General features: G+C 59.9%; 10 protein-coding genes. 6 read left to right on the top strand and 4 right to left on the bottom strand.

Features of this window, described 5'->3' with window-relative positions; genetic code table 11:
• Positions 1-375 precede the first annotated feature (375 nt).
• The 3 genes from JZX87_RS28805 to JZX87_RS28795 all read left to right on the top strand — a co-directional run bounded on the left by JZX87_RS28805 (position 376) and on the right by JZX87_RS28795 (position 2,957).
• Positions 376-1,668, top strand: coding sequence for an Hsp70 family protein (locus tag JZX87_RS28805; RefSeq protein ID WP_206829268.1), 1,293 nt, complete (start codon positions 376-378; stop codon positions 1,666-1,668).
• A 38-nt stretch (positions 1,669-1,706) separates the two neighbouring features.
• The gene (locus tag JZX87_RS28800) at positions 1,707-2,588 is read left to right on the top strand and encodes a uracil-DNA glycosylase (RefSeq protein WP_206829267.1); all 882 of its coding nucleotides are present in this window, start codon (positions 1,707-1,709) and stop codon (positions 2,586-2,588) included.
• Between the two features lie 177 nt (positions 2,589-2,765).
• A complete protein-coding gene (locus JZX87_RS28795; protein ID WP_148145520.1) occupies positions 2,766-2,957 on the top strand; it encodes a hypothetical protein in 192 nt (63 codons plus the stop codon).
• Between the two features lie 183 nt (positions 2,958-3,140).
• Here JZX87_RS28795 and JZX87_RS28790 read toward each other — a convergent pair whose 3' ends face one another.
• Entirely contained in the window at positions 3,141-4,079 is a 939-nt protein-coding gene (locus tag JZX87_RS28790) for a DMT family transporter (protein WP_183824038.1), read from the bottom strand.
• Positions 4,080-4,433: 354 nt separating this feature from the next.
• Between JZX87_RS28790 and pepN the strand changes: the two genes are divergently transcribed.
• A complete protein-coding gene (gene pepN / locus JZX87_RS28785) occupies positions 4,434-7,082 on the top strand; it encodes an aminopeptidase N (RefSeq protein WP_206829266.1) in 2,649 nt (882 codons plus the stop codon).
• Between the two features lie 290 nt (positions 7,083-7,372).
• Entirely contained in the window at positions 7,373-9,718 is a 2,346-nt protein-coding gene (locus JZX87_RS28780) for a PAS domain-containing sensor histidine kinase (protein ID WP_206829265.1), read from the top strand.
• 55 nt (positions 9,719-9,773) lie between these two features.
• On the opposite strand, the gene JZX87_RS28775 is transcribed toward JZX87_RS28780, so the two are convergent.
• Positions 9,774-12,734: a bifunctional [glutamine synthetase] adenylyltransferase/[glutamine synthetase]-adenylyl-L-tyrosine phosphorylase gene (locus tag JZX87_RS28775; protein WP_206829264.1), complete on the bottom strand. Its 2,961-nt coding sequence runs from the start codon at positions 12,732-12,734 to the stop codon at positions 9,774-9,776.
• A 234-nt stretch (positions 12,735-12,968) separates the two neighbouring features.
• Between JZX87_RS28775 and JZX87_RS28770 the strand changes: the two genes are divergently transcribed.
• Complete coding sequence (locus JZX87_RS28770) at positions 12,969-14,363, top strand: GntT/GntP/DsdX family permease (protein ID WP_206829262.1); 1,395 nt, start codon at positions 12,969-12,971, stop codon at positions 14,361-14,363.
• Between the two features lie 194 nt (positions 14,364-14,557).
• Here the strand turns inward: JZX87_RS28770 and JZX87_RS28765 are convergent, their stop codons facing one another.
• Together JZX87_RS28765 and JZX87_RS28760 are read right to left on the bottom strand one after the other, a co-directional pair.
• On the bottom strand, positions 14,558-15,982 hold the full coding sequence (locus JZX87_RS28765; RefSeq protein ID WP_206829260.1) for a sensor histidine kinase: 1,425 nt from the start codon (positions 15,980-15,982) through the stop codon (positions 14,558-14,560).
• Positions 15,982-16,740: a response regulator transcription factor gene (locus JZX87_RS28760; RefSeq protein WP_286195158.1), complete on the bottom strand. Its 759-nt coding sequence runs from the start codon at positions 16,738-16,740 to the stop codon at positions 15,982-15,984. The genes JZX87_RS28765 and JZX87_RS28760 overlap by 1 nt, the downstream gene beginning before the upstream one ends.
• Between the last annotated feature and the right edge of the window lie 84 nt (positions 16,741-16,824).

The following is a 16,824-nucleotide window of genomic DNA, read 5'->3' as shown; positions in this document are numbered from 1 at the left end:
GTGCCATTGCCGCCTAAGGGCGGCATCGACCTGTACCCTCCCGCCAAGGCGCGGGGCAGATCGCAGCATAGTTCAGCGTCCGAAAGACCAAGAAAGCATCCTAGCGGATAATCCGTCGAGTTTTTCAACGATATCGGCGCCTTGCGGACATCTACTTCTGGATGAATTTACGATCGAACCCGCCAGCGCCGCAGCGCTCACGACTAGTGACGTTCGTCACGTAATTCCGCATCCACCGCCCCCTTCCCGCTTGCTTTGGCGCCGAGCCTGTGGCATCAGGCGCGCTCTCAAAAAGGGCGAGGCAGCGGCTTCGCCCTTATCGCGTCCGGGAGCGTCCCGGCTCAATCATTTTTGCAGACCACAAGGAGCACGGCCATGGCACGGGCGCTCGGGCTTGATTTCGGCACGACCAATACCGTTCTGGCGCTGGCAGACAGCGGCAGCACTACCCATTCGATGCAGTTTTCGAGCAGCGCAGGCGAGACGGACTCGATGCGCACGGCGCTCTCCTTCATGAAGGATGCACAGCTCGGCGCTCAGGCACTAAAGGTCGAGGCCGGACAGGCGGCCATCCGCCAGTTCATAGACAATCCGGGTGACGCCCGTTTCCTGCAGTCGATCAAGACCTTTGCCGCAAGCCCGATCTTCCAGGGTACGCTGGTCTTTGCCCGTCGCCACACATTCGAAGATCTGATGGAGGTCTTCCTCAAGCGGTTGAAGACTTATGCGGACGGGCACTGGCCCGCCGAAGTCTCGCGCCTTGTCGCTGGCCGGCCGGTGCATTTTGCCGGCGCCAGCCCGGACGAGAAGCTTGCGACGGATCGCTATAACGAAGCGCTGACACGGCTCGGTTTTCCCGAGATCCATTATGTTTATGAACCTGTCGCAGCAGCCTATTACTTCGCCCAGACGCTGAAGACCGATGCCAATGTTCTGGTCGCCGACTTCGGCGGCGGCACGACGGACTATTCGCTGATCCGCTTCGAACGCGTGGCCGGCAAGCTGACGGCCAAGCCGATCGGCCATTCCGGCGTGGGCATTGCAGGCGACCATTTCGATGCGAAGATGATCGAACATCTGGTAGCCCCGGAAATCGGCAAGGGCACGTTCTTCAAGAGCTTCGACAAGCTCTTGGAAGTACCATCGAACTACTACGCCAATTTTGCGCGCTGGAACCAGCTGTCAATCTTCAAGACGACCCGCGAGTTCAACGACCTGAAATCGCTGGTGCGCTCGGCGATCGACCCGGACAAGCTGGAACTGTTCATCGAACTGGTCGAGCATGACGAAGGCTATCCGCTCTATCAGGCGATCTCAGCCACCAAGATGGCGCTTTCTTCCACGGAAGAAGCCGAGTTCAATTTCGCACCGCTCGGCAAGGCCGGCAAGAAGATGGTCAAGCGTGCGAATTTCGAGACCTGGATCGCAGACGATCTGGCAAAGATCGAAGGCGCATTGGACGATGTGCTGACCAAGACGAATACCGCACCGGCCGAAGTCGACAAGGTGTTCCTCACCGGCGGCACTTCCTTCGTTCCCGCAGTGCGCCAGATCTTTACCCGGCGTTTCGACGCATCGAAGATCGAAAGCGGCGGAGAGCTTCTGTCGATCGCCCATGGTCTGGCTCTGATCGGAGAGAGCGAGAATGTCGGTGAATGGGCGGCTTAAGGCTTTCCCGCGAAGTTCGGCTTCGTTAAGGTGAAAGCATGAACGCCGCCTCAGATCTCAATCCGGCCGAGCTTGCCACGCTTCTGCATTTTTATGCGGATGCCGGCGTGGAATGGCTCGTCGACGACGAACCGGTCGATCGGATTGCCCAGTTCGAGGCGCAGAAGGCGGCAAGGGCCCAGGCAAAGGCCCCGGCAAGTGCGCGGGAGCACAGTCCGCAGGACGGCGCATCTTCGGCTTCGAATGGTGGGAGTGCGCCCTCGCGGCGGCCGGGTGCTACCGCCCCTCCCCTGGCAACCACGGCACCGGTCTCCGTGCCGGCCGGACAGGCGGTGGAAGCTGCACGTTTGGCGGCGGGCGCTGCCGGTTCACTGGCAGAGTTGAAGGCGGCGATCGAGACATTCCACGGCTGCAACCTGAAAAACAGCGCCCGCTCGACTGTGTTTGCCAGCGGCGATCCGTCTTCCGGGATCGCGATTATCGGGCCGATGCCGAATGCGGATGATGATCGCGATGGTGCCCCCTTCTCCGGTCGGGCCGGAGATCTTCTCGAGCGGATGCTTGCAGCAATCGGCCTTTCGCGCGACGGCGTGCTGATGACCAACATCATTCCCTGGCGCCCACCGGGCAACAGAATGCCGTCGGCGGCCGAGATGGATATCTGCCAGCCTTTTATCGAGCGCCAGATCGTGCTTGCCCGACCGAAGGCGCTGCTGCTGCTCGGCAATTTCCCGGCCCGCTTCTTCATAGGCGGCAACGGCACGATCCACACGATGCGTGGAAAGTGGCAGACCGTGAGCTTTGCTGGCATGGAAATCCCTGCGCTTGCGACATTTCACCCGCAGGAGCTTCTTGCCGCCCCCGCCAACAAAGCCCTGACCTGGCAAGATCTGCTAGCCTTTCGACACGGTCTTGAATAGCCGGAATTGCACATATTTCGTGCAATCAACCTGACGAAATGCAAATTATTACCATTATATGAAGCAACCCATGCGAGAAACGCATGGCAGCGTGGCGTTCTGCCACATTGCTGAATCAGAGCATTTTAAGCAATATTAGTAATGTCTTGGGAGGGACCCAGACAAAGGACCACGGTAATGACCAGCCGCTTTCGCCCAATACATTCGGGCTTTGAAACACTCCGCGCCGCAGGTGTCGGCCCGCGCTCGACGCAGGGCTACCATCGCTTCGGCTCGGCAACCAACGAGCAGATCACGTCGCGCGCCATGGTGCGTCCGGGCGGCATTTCGCGCCCCTCGGCCATGTTTGCCGATTTTCGCGAACGTTAAGGAGGATGTGCGATGAGATCGATATTCAGTCCTCTTCGCACTCTCCGTGAAAATTTGCGTCAGATAAACGCCGCCGTAAACGCATCTCGCGAATTTTCCGAGGCAAGCAGAACTCGGGGCGAGGCGATCGGGTCCGTCAGTCCGCTTTCCGGCATCCCGCTCTGATTTTCCCTTCCCTGATCTTCATGCACCCGGCGGAGAGGCTTTGCGCGCAGCCCTGCGCTCCAGCCCAAGCTGGTGTTCGCGGTAGATGATGAAGATGCCGGCCGAGACGGTGATTGCGGTACCGATCAAGGTATTGATCGCCGGGATATCACCGAACAGCGTGTAGGCAATCGCAATTCCCAGAATGATGGATGTGTATTCGAACGGCGCGATCGTCGAGACGTCCGCGTGGCGATAGCTTTCCGTCAGCAGGATCTGTCCCAGCCCTCCAAAAAATCCCGAGGCGATCAGGCATAGGCGCGCGTAGCCACTCAGGGAAGACCAGCCGAAGGGCAGGCTGATGATCGAGAAGATCGCCGCGGTCAGCGAGAAATAGAGCACGATTGTTGCGGTCTTTTCCGTCTGAACGAGTTGGCGCACCTGGATCATCGCAAAGCCGCCCATGACGGCGCCCAGGAGCACTGCCATCGCGCCCATTGCCTGCTCTGACCCCATGCCACCACCACTGAACATGGTCATCTTGGGCCATGAAATGATCACAACGCCGACCATGCCGATAGCAACCGCGGTCCAGCGATAGAGCCTTACGGTCTCCTTGAGAAATATCGCGGCAAAGACGACGGCGATCAGCGGCATCGAATAACCGAGTGCTATTGCATCGGGCATTGGCAAATGCACCAGGCCATAAAAGCCGCATATCATGCCCATAATGCCGAGCACGCCGCGCTTGAGATGACCCGACAGGCTATTGGTGTGGAAGGCGTGAAACAATTCCCGGCGAAAAGCCAGATATCCCATGATCGGAACAAGCGCGAAAGCCGATCTGTAGAAGGTGACTTGCCCAGCGGGGAGATCCGGCCCGGCCGCCTTGATGCAGGTCTGCATCATCACGAATACGACAACAGACAATACTTTCAGCATAATCCCGTGCAGGGGATTTCGGGCATCGGGGGCCATAAGGGAACTCATTGGGGTTCAGGCCTTGGGCCTTGATCCGGAAATAGGCGGGGTGGATTCGCAAGGACATTAACGCAAAAGTGGAGCGCCGTGTGTGAAAATTGACGAAAGTTCGCCAGTGCGCCAATCGACGCAGCCGACAATCGGATTTGCGATCTTTTGCCTACAGCTCCGAAATAGCACTGTATGAAAATCGATCACTATACTGACAGTGCGACACTTTATTTTAGCCGCGGTTCAACAATCGTTTAGCATTGAATGTAAATATGCCCGCGGCGTGGGGGCCAAACCAGTCTTTTCGGGGACCGGTCTCACGTCGTCACGTCCAGTCGTTAAGCCGTTTCAGGAAACATCATGCGAACAGATACGGGCCAGATCGTGCATCTGGCGGATTACCGCCCCACTGACTTTGTTCTGGAACGGGTCGACCTGACGTTCGAACTCGATCCGACCAATACAAAGATCGAGGCCCGATTGATCTTCCATCGGCGCGAAGGCGTCGACGCATCGCTGCCGCTGGTCCTGGATGGTGACGAACTTAAGCTTTCCGGCCTGCTGTTTGACCAGAAGGAAATGCCGGCAAGCCAGTATGACGCAACACCGGAAAGCCTGACGATCCGCGACCTGCCGGCCGAATCCCCGTTCGAATTGACGATCACCACCTATATCAATCCGGAAGCCAATACCCAGTTAATGGGTCTTTACCGGACCAACGGTGTGTATTGCACACAGTGCGAGGCCGAGGGCTTTCGCCGCATTACCTATTTCCCCGATCGCCCAGATGTTCTGGCGCCGTACACGATCACGATCATCGGTGACAAGGCAGCCAACCCGGTCATGCTGTCGAATGGCAATTTCCTTGGCGGCGCCGGTTATGACGAGGGCCGCTCGTTTGCCGCTTGGTTCGATCCGCATCCCAAGCCCGCCTATCTCTTCGCGCTGGTCGCAGGCGATCTCGGCGTCATCGAAGACACGTTCGAAACAATGTCCGGCCGCGAAGTGGCGCTGAAGATCTATGTCGAGCACGGCAAGGAAGCGCGTGCGGCCTATGCCATGGATGCGCTGAAGCGCTCGATGAAGTGGGACGAAGAGCATTTCGGCCGCGAATACGATCTGAACATATTCCAGATCGTCGCCGTCTCCGATTTCAACATGGGGGCGATGGAGAACAAGGGTCTCAACGTCTTCAACGACAAATACGTGCTGGCCGACCCGGAAACCGCCACCGACCAGGATTATGCGAATATCGAGCGCATCATCGCGCATGAATATTTTCACAACTGGACCGGCAACCGCATCACCTGCCGCGACTGGTTCCAGCTTTGCCTGAAAGAAGGCCTCACGGTCTATCGCGACCAGGAATTCTCCTCCGACATGCGTTCGCGCCCGGTCAAGCGGATTGCCGACGTGCGTCATCTGAAGTCCGATCAGTTTCCGGAGGATGGAGGCCCGCTGGCGCATCCGCCGCGCCCGGACAGCTATCGCGAGATCAACAATTTCTACACGATGACGATCTACGAGAAGGGTGCCGAGATCACTGGGATGATCGCGACCATTCTTGGACGCGACAGCTTCCGCAAAGGCATGGACCTCTACTTCGAGCGCCATGACGGGCAGGCTGTCACCGTCGAGGACTATGTAAAATGCTTCGAGGATGCGAGCGGTCGCGACCTCAGCCAGTTCTTCCGCTGGTATGTTCAGGCCGGCACGCCGCTGGTTTCCGCCTCAGGCGCCTATGACGCTGCCGCCGGCACGTTCACGCTGTCGCTCGAGCAGACGACACCGGCCACACCCGGCCAGCCGAACAAGGAGCCGCTGCATATCCCGCTCTCCTTCGCGCTGATCCTCGATAACGGTTCGATTGCCGAACCGACATCGGTCACCGGCGGCGAAGTAACGGGCGACGTGCTGCACCTGACGGAGCGCAGCCAGAGCTTCACATTCTCGGGCGTCTCGTCCCGGCCGGTGGTGTCGCTCAACCGGTCCTTCTCGGCACCGGTCAATCTGGTATTCGAACAGTCGCTGGAAGACCTCGTCCATATCGCCCGCCATGACAGCGACCTTTTCTCGCGCTGGCAGGCTCTGACCGACCTTGCCATGCCGAACCTGGCGCAGGCCGCCCGCGATGCGCGCGACGGCAAGGATGTGACCTGCGATCCGGCTTTTGTTGCCGCTCTTCTGGAATGCGCCGGCGATGCATCGCTGGAGCCCGCCTTCCGGGCGCAGGCGCTGAACCTGCCGAGCGAGGCCGACATTGCTCGCGCGCTCGGTGGCAATAACGATCCCGATGCGATCCATGCCGGCCGCAAGGCCGTGCATGAGGCGATCGCCAAGGCTGGAGAGGAAGTCTTCGTCCGCCTTTATAACGAGATGAAGGTCGAAGGCGCCTATTCGCCGGAAGCCGGGGATGCCGGCAAGCGTTCGCTCCGCGGCGTTGCCCTCTCCTATCTCATGTATGCTGAAAACAGCCCGCAGCGCGCCGCCGAAGCATTTGCCGCTGCCGACAACATGACGGACCTTGCGCAATCACTGACGCTGCTTGCGCATCGCTTCCCGGATGCTTCGGAAGCAACGGCTGCTCTCGCCAGCTTCCTCACCCGCTTCGACGGCAATCCGCTGGTCATCGACAAGTGGTTCTCGATCCAGGCGACGATCCCCGGCGTCGATGCGCTCGAACGGGTCAAGGCGCTGATGGAAAATCCGCGTTTCAACCCAGGCAATCCGAACCGCGTCCGTTCGCTTGTCGGCACGTTCGCCTTCGGCAACCCGACCGGCTTCAACCGCGTCGACGGCAAGGGATATGATTTCCTCGCGGACCAGATCCTTGCGATCGACCCGAAGAACCCGCAGCTCGCCGCACGCATCCTCACCTCGATGCGCTCGTGGCGTTCGCTTGAGCCTGTCCGTGCCGAACAGGCACGGCTGGCGCTTTCGAAGATCGCCAAGGCAGCCGGCCTTTCGACGGATGTCAGCGACATCGTCGGACGCATGCTGAAGGACTGATAGCCTTGGTGACCCGCAGCACTTTAAGCGCTGCGGGTCACATTTAAGCGCCTGCCACATTTTTGGCCGCGATTGACACATTTTGAAACACTTTGCTTGACGCGCCCTGAAATCTCGCATCCGGATTTCGACTGAAGCCGCAGCTGATTTGCGCCACATAAACCTGCAAATTCCATCATTTTTCAAATAGTTAACAAAATATTACCAACCCTCTGGACACGAAGAATCACTCTATGATTCATTAGGGTAGATTCGGACGGGCGGCGTACCGGATCATCACGAGGGACTAGATGAATACGGTATCGGACGTGCAGCGGGAAACCGCGGCCGGCGCTTGGCTGCGCCCTAAATTTCCGAAGGTTTCGGGCCTGCAGAAAGCGCTTTCGAAAGACAGCAATTTCGCGGTCAAGCCGATCGCACGTCAAACGCCGAAGGTGGAACTGGTGCTTAAGCGATCCATTCCCCTTCTCATCATCGCATTCCTCATGGTCGTGGCAGCGTCGCGCATTCTCGGCATCATGGGCGAGAACAGCCGTATGGAAGATGCCGCCCGGCAATCGACTGCGCTGATGGCAGCAACCACCCAGGCGATATTCACCGGCCACGAAACCCTTTTCACCCAGGCCAACCGCGCTGCGGCCGAGGCACGGCTTTCATCCTATCTCTCGTCCGATCCGCAGCCGCATGGTTCCTTCACGCTGTTCATCGACAAGTCCGGTATCGTTTTTGGTGGCTCGAAAGGAGCCTCTTCCACCTATATCGGCCGCCGCCTTGCTTCGCTTCTGCCCGAGACCGCAACACTTCGGCGCTTCGGCGGCGTGATCGAGACCTATCTCGGCGACATTCCGCACTATGCTGCCATTCAGCCGATCGGTGATGACGGCGCTCTGATCGTCTCGGCGCATTCGCTCGACACCACGAACAATTTCCTGCGTGGCGAGATCTCGCTCAACGTCACTCTCTTTACCGGCATTTCCGCCATTCTTCTCGTCATCCTTTATGCCTATTACACGCAGGTTAGGCGTGCGCACGACGCCGACGAGATCTTTGCTGAATCCAATCTACGGATCGAAGCCGCATTGTCTCATGGGCGTTGCGGACTTTGGGATTTCGATGTTGCCAACCGCAGGCTCTTCTGGTCCGGTTCGATGTACGAAATGCTTGGACTGCCTGCTGCCGGCAGCATCATCTCGTTTTCCGATGCCGCAAGGATGATGCATCCGTCGGACGGTAATATCTACGCTCTCGCGCGTGCCATCGGCCGCGGCAATGCCAAGCAGGTCGACCAGGTATTCCGCATGCGCCACGCGGCGGGACATTATGTCTGGATGCGCGCACGGGCACAGGTCATTCGCAACGCTTCCGGTCGTATCCACGTGATCGGCATTGCCATGGACGTCACCGAACAGCACCGTCTGGCACAACGTTATGCCGAGGCCGATCAACGCCTCGCCGACGCGATCGAATGTACGTCCGAAGCCTTCGTGCTGTGGGACAAGAACGACCGTCTCGTGATGTGCAACACCCACTTCCAGCAAGCTTATGGATTGCCTGAAGGTGTGCTGGTGCCGGGAACCGAACGTACTACGGTCAATGCAGCAGCAGCACGGCCGGTGATCGAGCGTCGCATCGCAGATGCGGATGGCAGCGGTTTCTCCCGCACCACCGAGGTTCAGCTTGCCGACGAACGCTGGCTGCAGATCAACGAACGCCGCACCCGTGACGGCGGCACGGTTTCTGTCGGCACCGATATCACGCTTCTCAAGCGCCACCAGGATCGCCTGCGCCACAGCGAGCGCCGCCTGATGGCAACGATTGGGGATCTTTCAGCCTCGCAAAAGACGCTGGAAAAGCAGAAAGCAGAACTCTCCGTCGCCAATGCCAACTATCAGGCGGAGAAAGAACGCGCGGAGGCTGCCAACCAAGCCAAGTCCGAATTCCTCGCCAATATGAGCCACGAGCTGCGCACGCCGCTCAACGCCATTCTTGGCTTCTCCGAAATCCTGATGAACGGCATGTTCGGTCCGCTCGGCTCGCCAAAATACGGCGAATATTCCAAGGACATTCACGACAGCGGCAAGCACCTCCTGAACGTCATCAACGACATTCTCGACATGTCGAAGATCGAAGCCGGCCACATGCGTATCCAGGCGGACAAGATCGATCTCGTGCCCCTGGTCGAAGAGAGCCTGCGCCTGACCTCTATCTCGGCCCAGGACAAGCAGATCACGATCCATCAACGGCTACCCGAAGTACTCGACATGGTCGGTGATAGACGCGCGCTGAAGCAGGTGATGCTCAATCTCCTCTCCAATGCCGTTAAATTCACCGACGAAGGCGGCAGTATCGAGTTGCGCGCCCACCGAATGGAAAAAGGCCTGATGCTGACGATCGCCGACAGCGGCATCGGGATCCCCAAGGATGCAATGCCGAAGATCGGCCAGCCCTTCGAACAGGTGCAGAGTCAGTATGCCAAGAGCAAGGGCGGTTCGGGCCTCGGGCTTGCCATCTCCCGCTCGCTGGTGGCGCTGCATGGCGGCAGGATGCGTATCCGCTCGAAATGCGGCAAAGGCACCGCCGTGTCGCTGTTCATTCCCAACCGGCCTTTCGTGGAAGCACGGAAAAGGGCGGCGTAAGGCGATCACAACTGACCTTCGCCGCACTTACCTTGGCAAAAGCCCACACCCTACCTCACCTTTTCATAACCCGTTCAAACACTCCCCTGACCTCACCCGATAACCGCTTCACCTCTCCCTCCAGCGTCACGAGATCGGGGCAGTCTCCTGCGCGGCAGATCCGCTCGACAAGGCCGGTGGGTGCATCCTTGGCATAGAAAGGACCATCCACGCAGAGGCGGATGATCTGCGAGAGTTCGGTGAACAGACGCAAGGCTTCAAGGCATGTATCGAGATCGGCGCGTTCAGGCAGGTCTTCGCCCAGTGCCTTCAGTGCTTGCGCAGTCGACAGGCCATAGGTGTCGACCGGTAGATCCTTGCTCCCTGCCCGCGCCGGCGCGATCAGCCGCAGATATTGGGCGATGAACTCAATATCGATCAATCCGCCAGGAATGAGCTTGAAGTCCCAGATATCGCGCGGCGGCTTCTCCTCCGCGATCAGCGCCCGCATCTCGGCCACGTCCGTCGTGATCTTCTTCACGTCCGGCTTGGTCGCCAGAACCTCGCTTATGATCGCCTTCGCCTCATCGCCAAGACTCTCATTACCGCAGACGATGCGGGCGCGGGTGAGCGCCATATGCTCCCAGGTCCAAGCCTCTTCGCGCTGATATTTGCCGAATGCGATGATGCGCGAGGCGACCGGCCCCTTGTTGCCGGATGGGCGCAGACGCAAGTCGACCTCGAAGACCACGCCCTCCGCCATTGGCGCGGAAAGCGCTGCGATCAATCTCTGCGTCAGGCGGGTGAAATAGCGCTGGGCGTCGAGCGGCTTCGGGCCAGTGCTTTCGAAGGCCTCGCTGTCGTAGTCATAGAGCAGGATGAGATCGACATCCGATCCGGCCGTTAGCTCGAACGAGCCGAGCTTGCCCATGCCCATCACGGCCACCCGGCCGCCCGGATAGGTGCCATGCGCGGTCTCGATCTCGCCTTTCACCGCTGTCAGCGCAGCATCGATCAACAGATCTGCCAGATGAGTGAAGGCGCGGCCGGCATCGTCGCCGGAGATCGCTGCGGTGAGCAACCTGATACCGATCAGGAAACGCTGCTCGGCGGCAAAGATGCGCAACCGATCCAGCCGGTCCTCATAATGACGTGAGCCGGAGAGAAACGTGTCCAGCCGCTTCGACAGATAGTCGCGCGTCGGCACTTCCGACATCAGGCCGGGATCGAGCATGCCATCGAAGACGTGCGGCTTTGAGGCGATGATATCGGCCAGGCGCGGCGCCGACGCCATGATGGTGACGATGAGGGAGAGAAGCGGCGGGTTCTTGCCGATCAGCGAGAAAAGCTGGATGCCGGCCGGCAGCGCCTTCAGAAAACTGTCGAAGCGCAGCAGCGCCTCGTCGGCACGACGGCTCTCGCCAAACGCCTTGAGCAAAGCCGGCATCATCTCCGTCAGCCGCTCGCGCGCCTCGACGGATTGCGTGGCGCGATAGCGACCGGAATGCCAGGTGCGGATCATCCGCGACATGTCGGCAGGCCGCTCATAGCCAAGTTCGGCCAGTGTCTTCAGCGTATCGGGATCGTCCTTCTGGCCGGTGAAGACGAGATTACCTTCGCCCCCTGAAAGCCCCTCCTCCTGCTCGAACAGCCGGGAATAACGTCTCTCGACCGTCTTCAGAATGCTTTCCAGCCGCGCGGAAAAGGCTGCGACATCGGCAAAGCCGAGCATGAAGGCGATGCGCTTCAGCTCCGAATTGCTGTCGGGCAGGCGATGCGTCTGCTCGTCATGGACCATCTGGATACGATGCTCGACATCGCGTAGGAACCAGTAGGCCTCGGTCAGCGCCGTGGCGATCTCCGGCTTGATCCACTTCGCCTCAGCCAGCGCTCCAAGTGCTACTTCCGTCTCGCGCGTCCTCAACGCCGGCATGCGACCGCCGGCGATCAGCTGCTGCGTCTGGGCGAAAAATTCGATCTCGCGGATGCCGCCGCGGCCAAGCTTGACGTCGTGCCCCTTTACTGCGATCGCCCCATGGCCCTTGTGGACATGGATCTGGCGTTTGATCGAATGGATGTCTGCGATCGCCGCATAATCGAGATATTTGCGGAAGACGAAGGGCGTCAGCAGTTTCAGGAAATTATCGCCGGCAGCCATGTCACCCGCCACCGGACGCGCCTTGATGTAGGCGGCACGCTCCCAGTTCTGTCCCCTGCCCTCGTAGTAGATCAGGGCTGCATCCATGGAGACGGCGAGCGGCGTCGAGCCGGGGTCAGGCCGCAGCCTCAGGTCGGTTCGGAAAACGTAGCCATCGGCCGTGCGGTCCTGCAGGATACGGATCAGCCGGCGCATCATCCGGCCATAGATCTCCGACGCATCAAGCGGATCGGCAAGAATGCCCACCTCCGGATCGAAAAAAACGACGATATCGATATCGGAGGAATAGTTGAGTTCGCGCCCGCCGAGCTTGCCCATGCCGAGCACGATGAGGCCCGAGCCACGGCTCGGCTCTGCCGGATCGACAAGCTTCAGCTTGCCGCTCTCATGGGCAGCGAGGAGAAGATGGTCGACCGCGGAGGCAACGGAGGCTTGCGCAAATTCGCTCAGCCAGCATGTCGTCTCCTTCGCCGTGAAGATGCGGGCGAGATCGGCCAGCGCCAGGATGAAGCTGAAGGCGCGCTTGGCCGACCGAAGCACGGTCATGACCTCGCTCTCGGAAGGGATCTTTCCGTCCACTGGCCGCCAGGCACTCCGCGCCTTTTCGATCAGGGAAGAGAGCGCCGGCTCGACCGGTTCACCGATAGCCCGCGCCAGAAAGGAGGGAGAGACCGAAGCCGTATCGCGCAGATAGGGCGACAGGCTGAATGCCGCGACGAGAAAATCCTTCAGCGCGCCGCCTTCTTTCAACATTTGCGCAACGGAAGCCTCGGATTGTCCAATATCTTTCAGCGCCGCCAGAGCAGTCTTGGCTTCCGCCTGAGACAGGGGACGAATGACATCCGCTGATACGGTATCGAGCCGTTTTACGCTTTTCATGCCGTTTCCTCCCTCATGCAGCTTTTAGTTTGCGCAGACGGAGAAGACAAACCGGAATGAAGGGAAACCACAACCCACGAACGATTGCGGTTTATCAAGTGACGCAATCTAATTAGGGCGCTGTCTATCTGGAGACATTCGTACTCCATGCCTTTGCGGGTCACTTCCCGCTCTTCGGTTGCGTGGAGTCATCCGAATTGCCCTGCGCTCCCGCGTCCACCTTCGGGAGAAACCATGAATTCCTCAGACATTGCGCTTCTAGCGACCGCGCTCGGCAGCGTGATTTTCCTCGTCGTGCTGATCGTATCGCGCATCCGGCTCCATCCGCTCCTGGCGCTGATCATCACCTCCATCGGCGTCGGCCTTGTCACCGGCATGCCGGGCGAAAAGCTGATCAAGTCGATCGAGGCCGGTGCCGGCCACACGCTCGGCGCTGTCGGCCTCGTCGTGGCGCTCGGCGCCATGCTCGGCCGCATCCTGGCCGCCGGCGGCGTGACTGAAAGCATTGCCAATCTCATCATCACCAGAACCTCAACCCGCATGCTGCCCTGGGCAATGGCGGGTGCCGCCTTCATCATCGGCATTCCGATGTTTTTCGAAGTCGGCCTCGTCGTGCTTCTGCCGCTGATCTTCAGCGTTGCGCGCAAGCTCGACGAGACGGGGAGCATCAAGGGTTCAGCCTATGTGTATGTCGGCGTTCCGGTCATTGCGGCACTTGCCTCCATGCACGGCATGGTGCCACCGCATCCCGGTCCGCTGACGGCGATCGCCTCGCTCAATGCCAATATCGGCGCGACCATGCTCTACGGTTTCATCGCCGCCATTCCGGCAATCATTCTCGGCGGACCGGTCTATGGCGCGATCGTTACGCCGCGCCTCAAGGTCAAACCGGATCAGGGGCTGATCGACCAGTTTTCGCAGGACGCAGCGGAAGGCGCATCGACCGGCAAGGCACCGCCCAGCCTGGGCTTAAGCCTGCTGACGGCACTTCTGCCGGCGCTGCTGATGCTTTTCCACGCGATTGCCGAACTTCTCCTGCCAAAGGGTTCTGCGCTGCTGTCGATAACCGATTTCCTCGGCGATCCGGGTATCGCCATGCTGGTCGGCGTGCTGTTTGCCGCCTGGACCCTGATCATCAGCCGCGGCGGCAACAGCGAGTTGCTGCGCACGCAGCTTTCCGCCAGCGTCAAGCCGATCGCCAATGTTCTGCTGATCATCGCCGGCGGCGGGGCTTTCCAGCATGTTCTGGGAGATGCGAAGGTGGGGGATGCGATCATGCATCTGAGCCAGCAGTTCTCGCTCTCACCACTGCTTCTCGGCTGGATCATCTCTATGCTGCTTTCGGTCTCGACTGGGTCCGCCACAGTCGGCATCGTCGGCGCATCGGGACTGCTCGCGCCGCTTGTCGGACATGACCCGTCGCTCAATGCCTCGCTCCTGGCGCTCTCAGTCGGCTGCGGCTCGCTGTTCTTCAACTATGCCAACCATGCCGGTTTCTGGCTGGTGAAGGAATCCTTCGGCATGACGATGGGTGAAGCAACAGCAACCATCTCGATCATCCAGTCGATCGTCTCGGTGGTCGGGCTTGTGATGGTGCTCTTGATGAATTTGGCGCCGCCACTGGTGTGAGGCAGTGTAGTTTTTTGAATCGCTTAGTCACCGCGCGCGAGACTGCCCCTCATCCGGCTGCCGCCACCTTCTCCCCGTAATGACGGGGAGAAGGACACAAGCCGCACTCTCCCAGCTCCAATCGAGGCACGTCCCCTCGCCCCGTTTACGGGGAGAGGGTTAGGGTGAGGGGCAAAGCCACAAGGCGCCTCACCTCACCCCTTCACCAGCGGAAACACCATCGTCACCGTCAGGCCCGGAGCTTCTGTCTTCGCCTCGTCCGTGGCGGAAAGTTCCAGCCTGCCGCCGTGCAGTTCCATCACCGCTTCCACCAGTGAAAGACCCAGCCCCGTTCCCGGCTTCGAACGGCTTGCATCCAGCCGGAAGAAACGCTTCGTCACCTCGCCACGCTTGTCGGCAGGTACCCCCGGGCCGTTGTCGCTAACGGCAAGCCTCACCTCGCCGTTCTCGGACGAAAGCCTGACCTCTATCACCGGCGTCTCGCTGCCTTCGCTGGCATATTTGATCGCGTTGTCGAGCAGATTGAACATCGCCTGGCCGATCAGTTCGCGGTTGCCGTTGACGGAGATGCCCGGGTTGATCCCGGTGATCAGTGTTATGCCCGCCTCTTCCGCAACAGGCTCGTAAAGCTCGGCGCTGTCGGCGGAAACGGCAGAGAGATCGACGCTCGACATCTCCGCCGCGATCGATCCGGCCTCAACACGGGAGATCATCAGCAGCGCATTGAAGGTGCGGATCAACTGGTCGGATTCGGCAATGATGCCTTCAAGCGCCGCCCGCCGCGCATCTTCATCATCCTCCCCCAGAGCGTCGGCCGCCTTGTTGCGTAGGCGCGTCAACGGCGTCTTCAGGTCATGGGCGATATTGTCGGAAACCTGCCGCAGGCCTTCGTTCAGCTTTTCGATCCGGCCAAGCATGGCGTTCAGCGATCCCGACAGCCGGTCGAACTCGTCACCGGAGCGACCGACAGGAAGTCGCTGGGACAGGTCGCCGGCCATGATCTTCTGGCTTGCAGCCGACATCCGGTCGATGCGCTTCAGCGCATTGCGTCCGATACCGAACCAGATGACCAGCGCGCCAAGCCCCATGATCGCCAGCGCCACCATCAGCGCCTGCCGCACGATATAACGGAAGCGGCTCGGATCGCCAAGATCTCGACCGATCATCACCCGCAGGCCATTGTCGACGCGCAGGACATTGGCGATGGCGAGATGTTTGCGAGACCCGCCGATCTCGGCATAGGGTTCGTAGGAAAAAGGCATGTTTGTCCAGCCTTCCTGGTCCAGCACGCCAGGCTGGACGGAGGAGACATTACCGGCCAGCATCTCGCCGTTCGGTCCGGCGATCACATAGAGATTTGCGCCCGGCTGGCGGGCACGTCGCTCCATGATGCGCAGGAGAAGGTTCACCCCGCCGCGCTCATAGGCGCGCTGGATGTCGGCCACTTCCTCGGTAATCGTCTGGCGCGTCTGCTGCACCAGCGTCTTTTCCGAAAGCGCAGTGACATAGATGACGAGAAATCCGGCGCAGATCGCGAACAGGAGAATATACAGCGCCGAAAGCCTCACGGCCGTCGAACGGAACATGAGGCGGGCGCGCGTGCCGATGCGGGAAAACATTACCCCTCGTCCTTGATCATGTAGCCGGCGCCGCGAATGGTCTTCAACAACGGCTTGTCGAAGTCCTTCTCGATCTTGGAGCGCAGGCGCGAGACATGCACGTCAATGACATTCGTCTGCGGGTCGAAGTGATAGTCCCAGACGTTTTCCAAGAGCATTGTACGGGTCACAACCTGACCGGCATTCTTCATCAGATATTCGAGCAGGCGGAATTCACGCGGCTGAAGCAACACGTCCTTACCGGCGCGCTTGACCTCGTGTGACAGGCGGTCGAGCTCCAGATCGCCGACCCGGTAGACCATGTCCTGTTCCGGCGTACCCTTGCGACGGCCGAGCACCTCGACACGCGCCAGAAGTTCGGAAAAAGCGTAGGGTTTCGGCAGATAGTCGTCGCCACCGGCGCGCAAGCCGGTGACGCGGTCATCCACCTGGCCAAGCGCGGACAGGATCAGCACCGGTGCATTGACGCCGCGCTTGCGCAATTCGCTGATGACCGACAGGCCATCGCGGCGTGGCAACATGCGGTCGATGACCATCACGTCGTAGGAATTCTCCGAGCCCATGAACAGGCCGCTCTCACCATCGCTGGCGTGATCCACGATGATGCCGGCCTCGCGAAAGGCCTTTGTCATGTAGGCTGCCGCCTCGAGATCGTCTTCGATAACCAGAATCTTCATGTGCGGGACAATAGCCTCGGCGGAAACATTTGCACTATCGGAATCTTCCGTATCGGCCGAGGAAAACGACGGGGTCTGCATGATGGTCTCCGTTACAAGAAGAGCGCCGACGTTTCCGGCGGCGCCCCTTGATGAGCTTGATCCTGCGGTTGGGCCTGGAGGTGC

The organism is Agrobacterium sp. Ap1 (assembly GCF_017313375.1).
Lineage (GTDB): Bacteria > Pseudomonadota > Alphaproteobacteria > Rhizobiales > Rhizobiaceae > Neorhizobium > Neorhizobium cellulosilyticum.
This window is presented reverse-complemented; position numbering and strand designations above follow the sequence as displayed.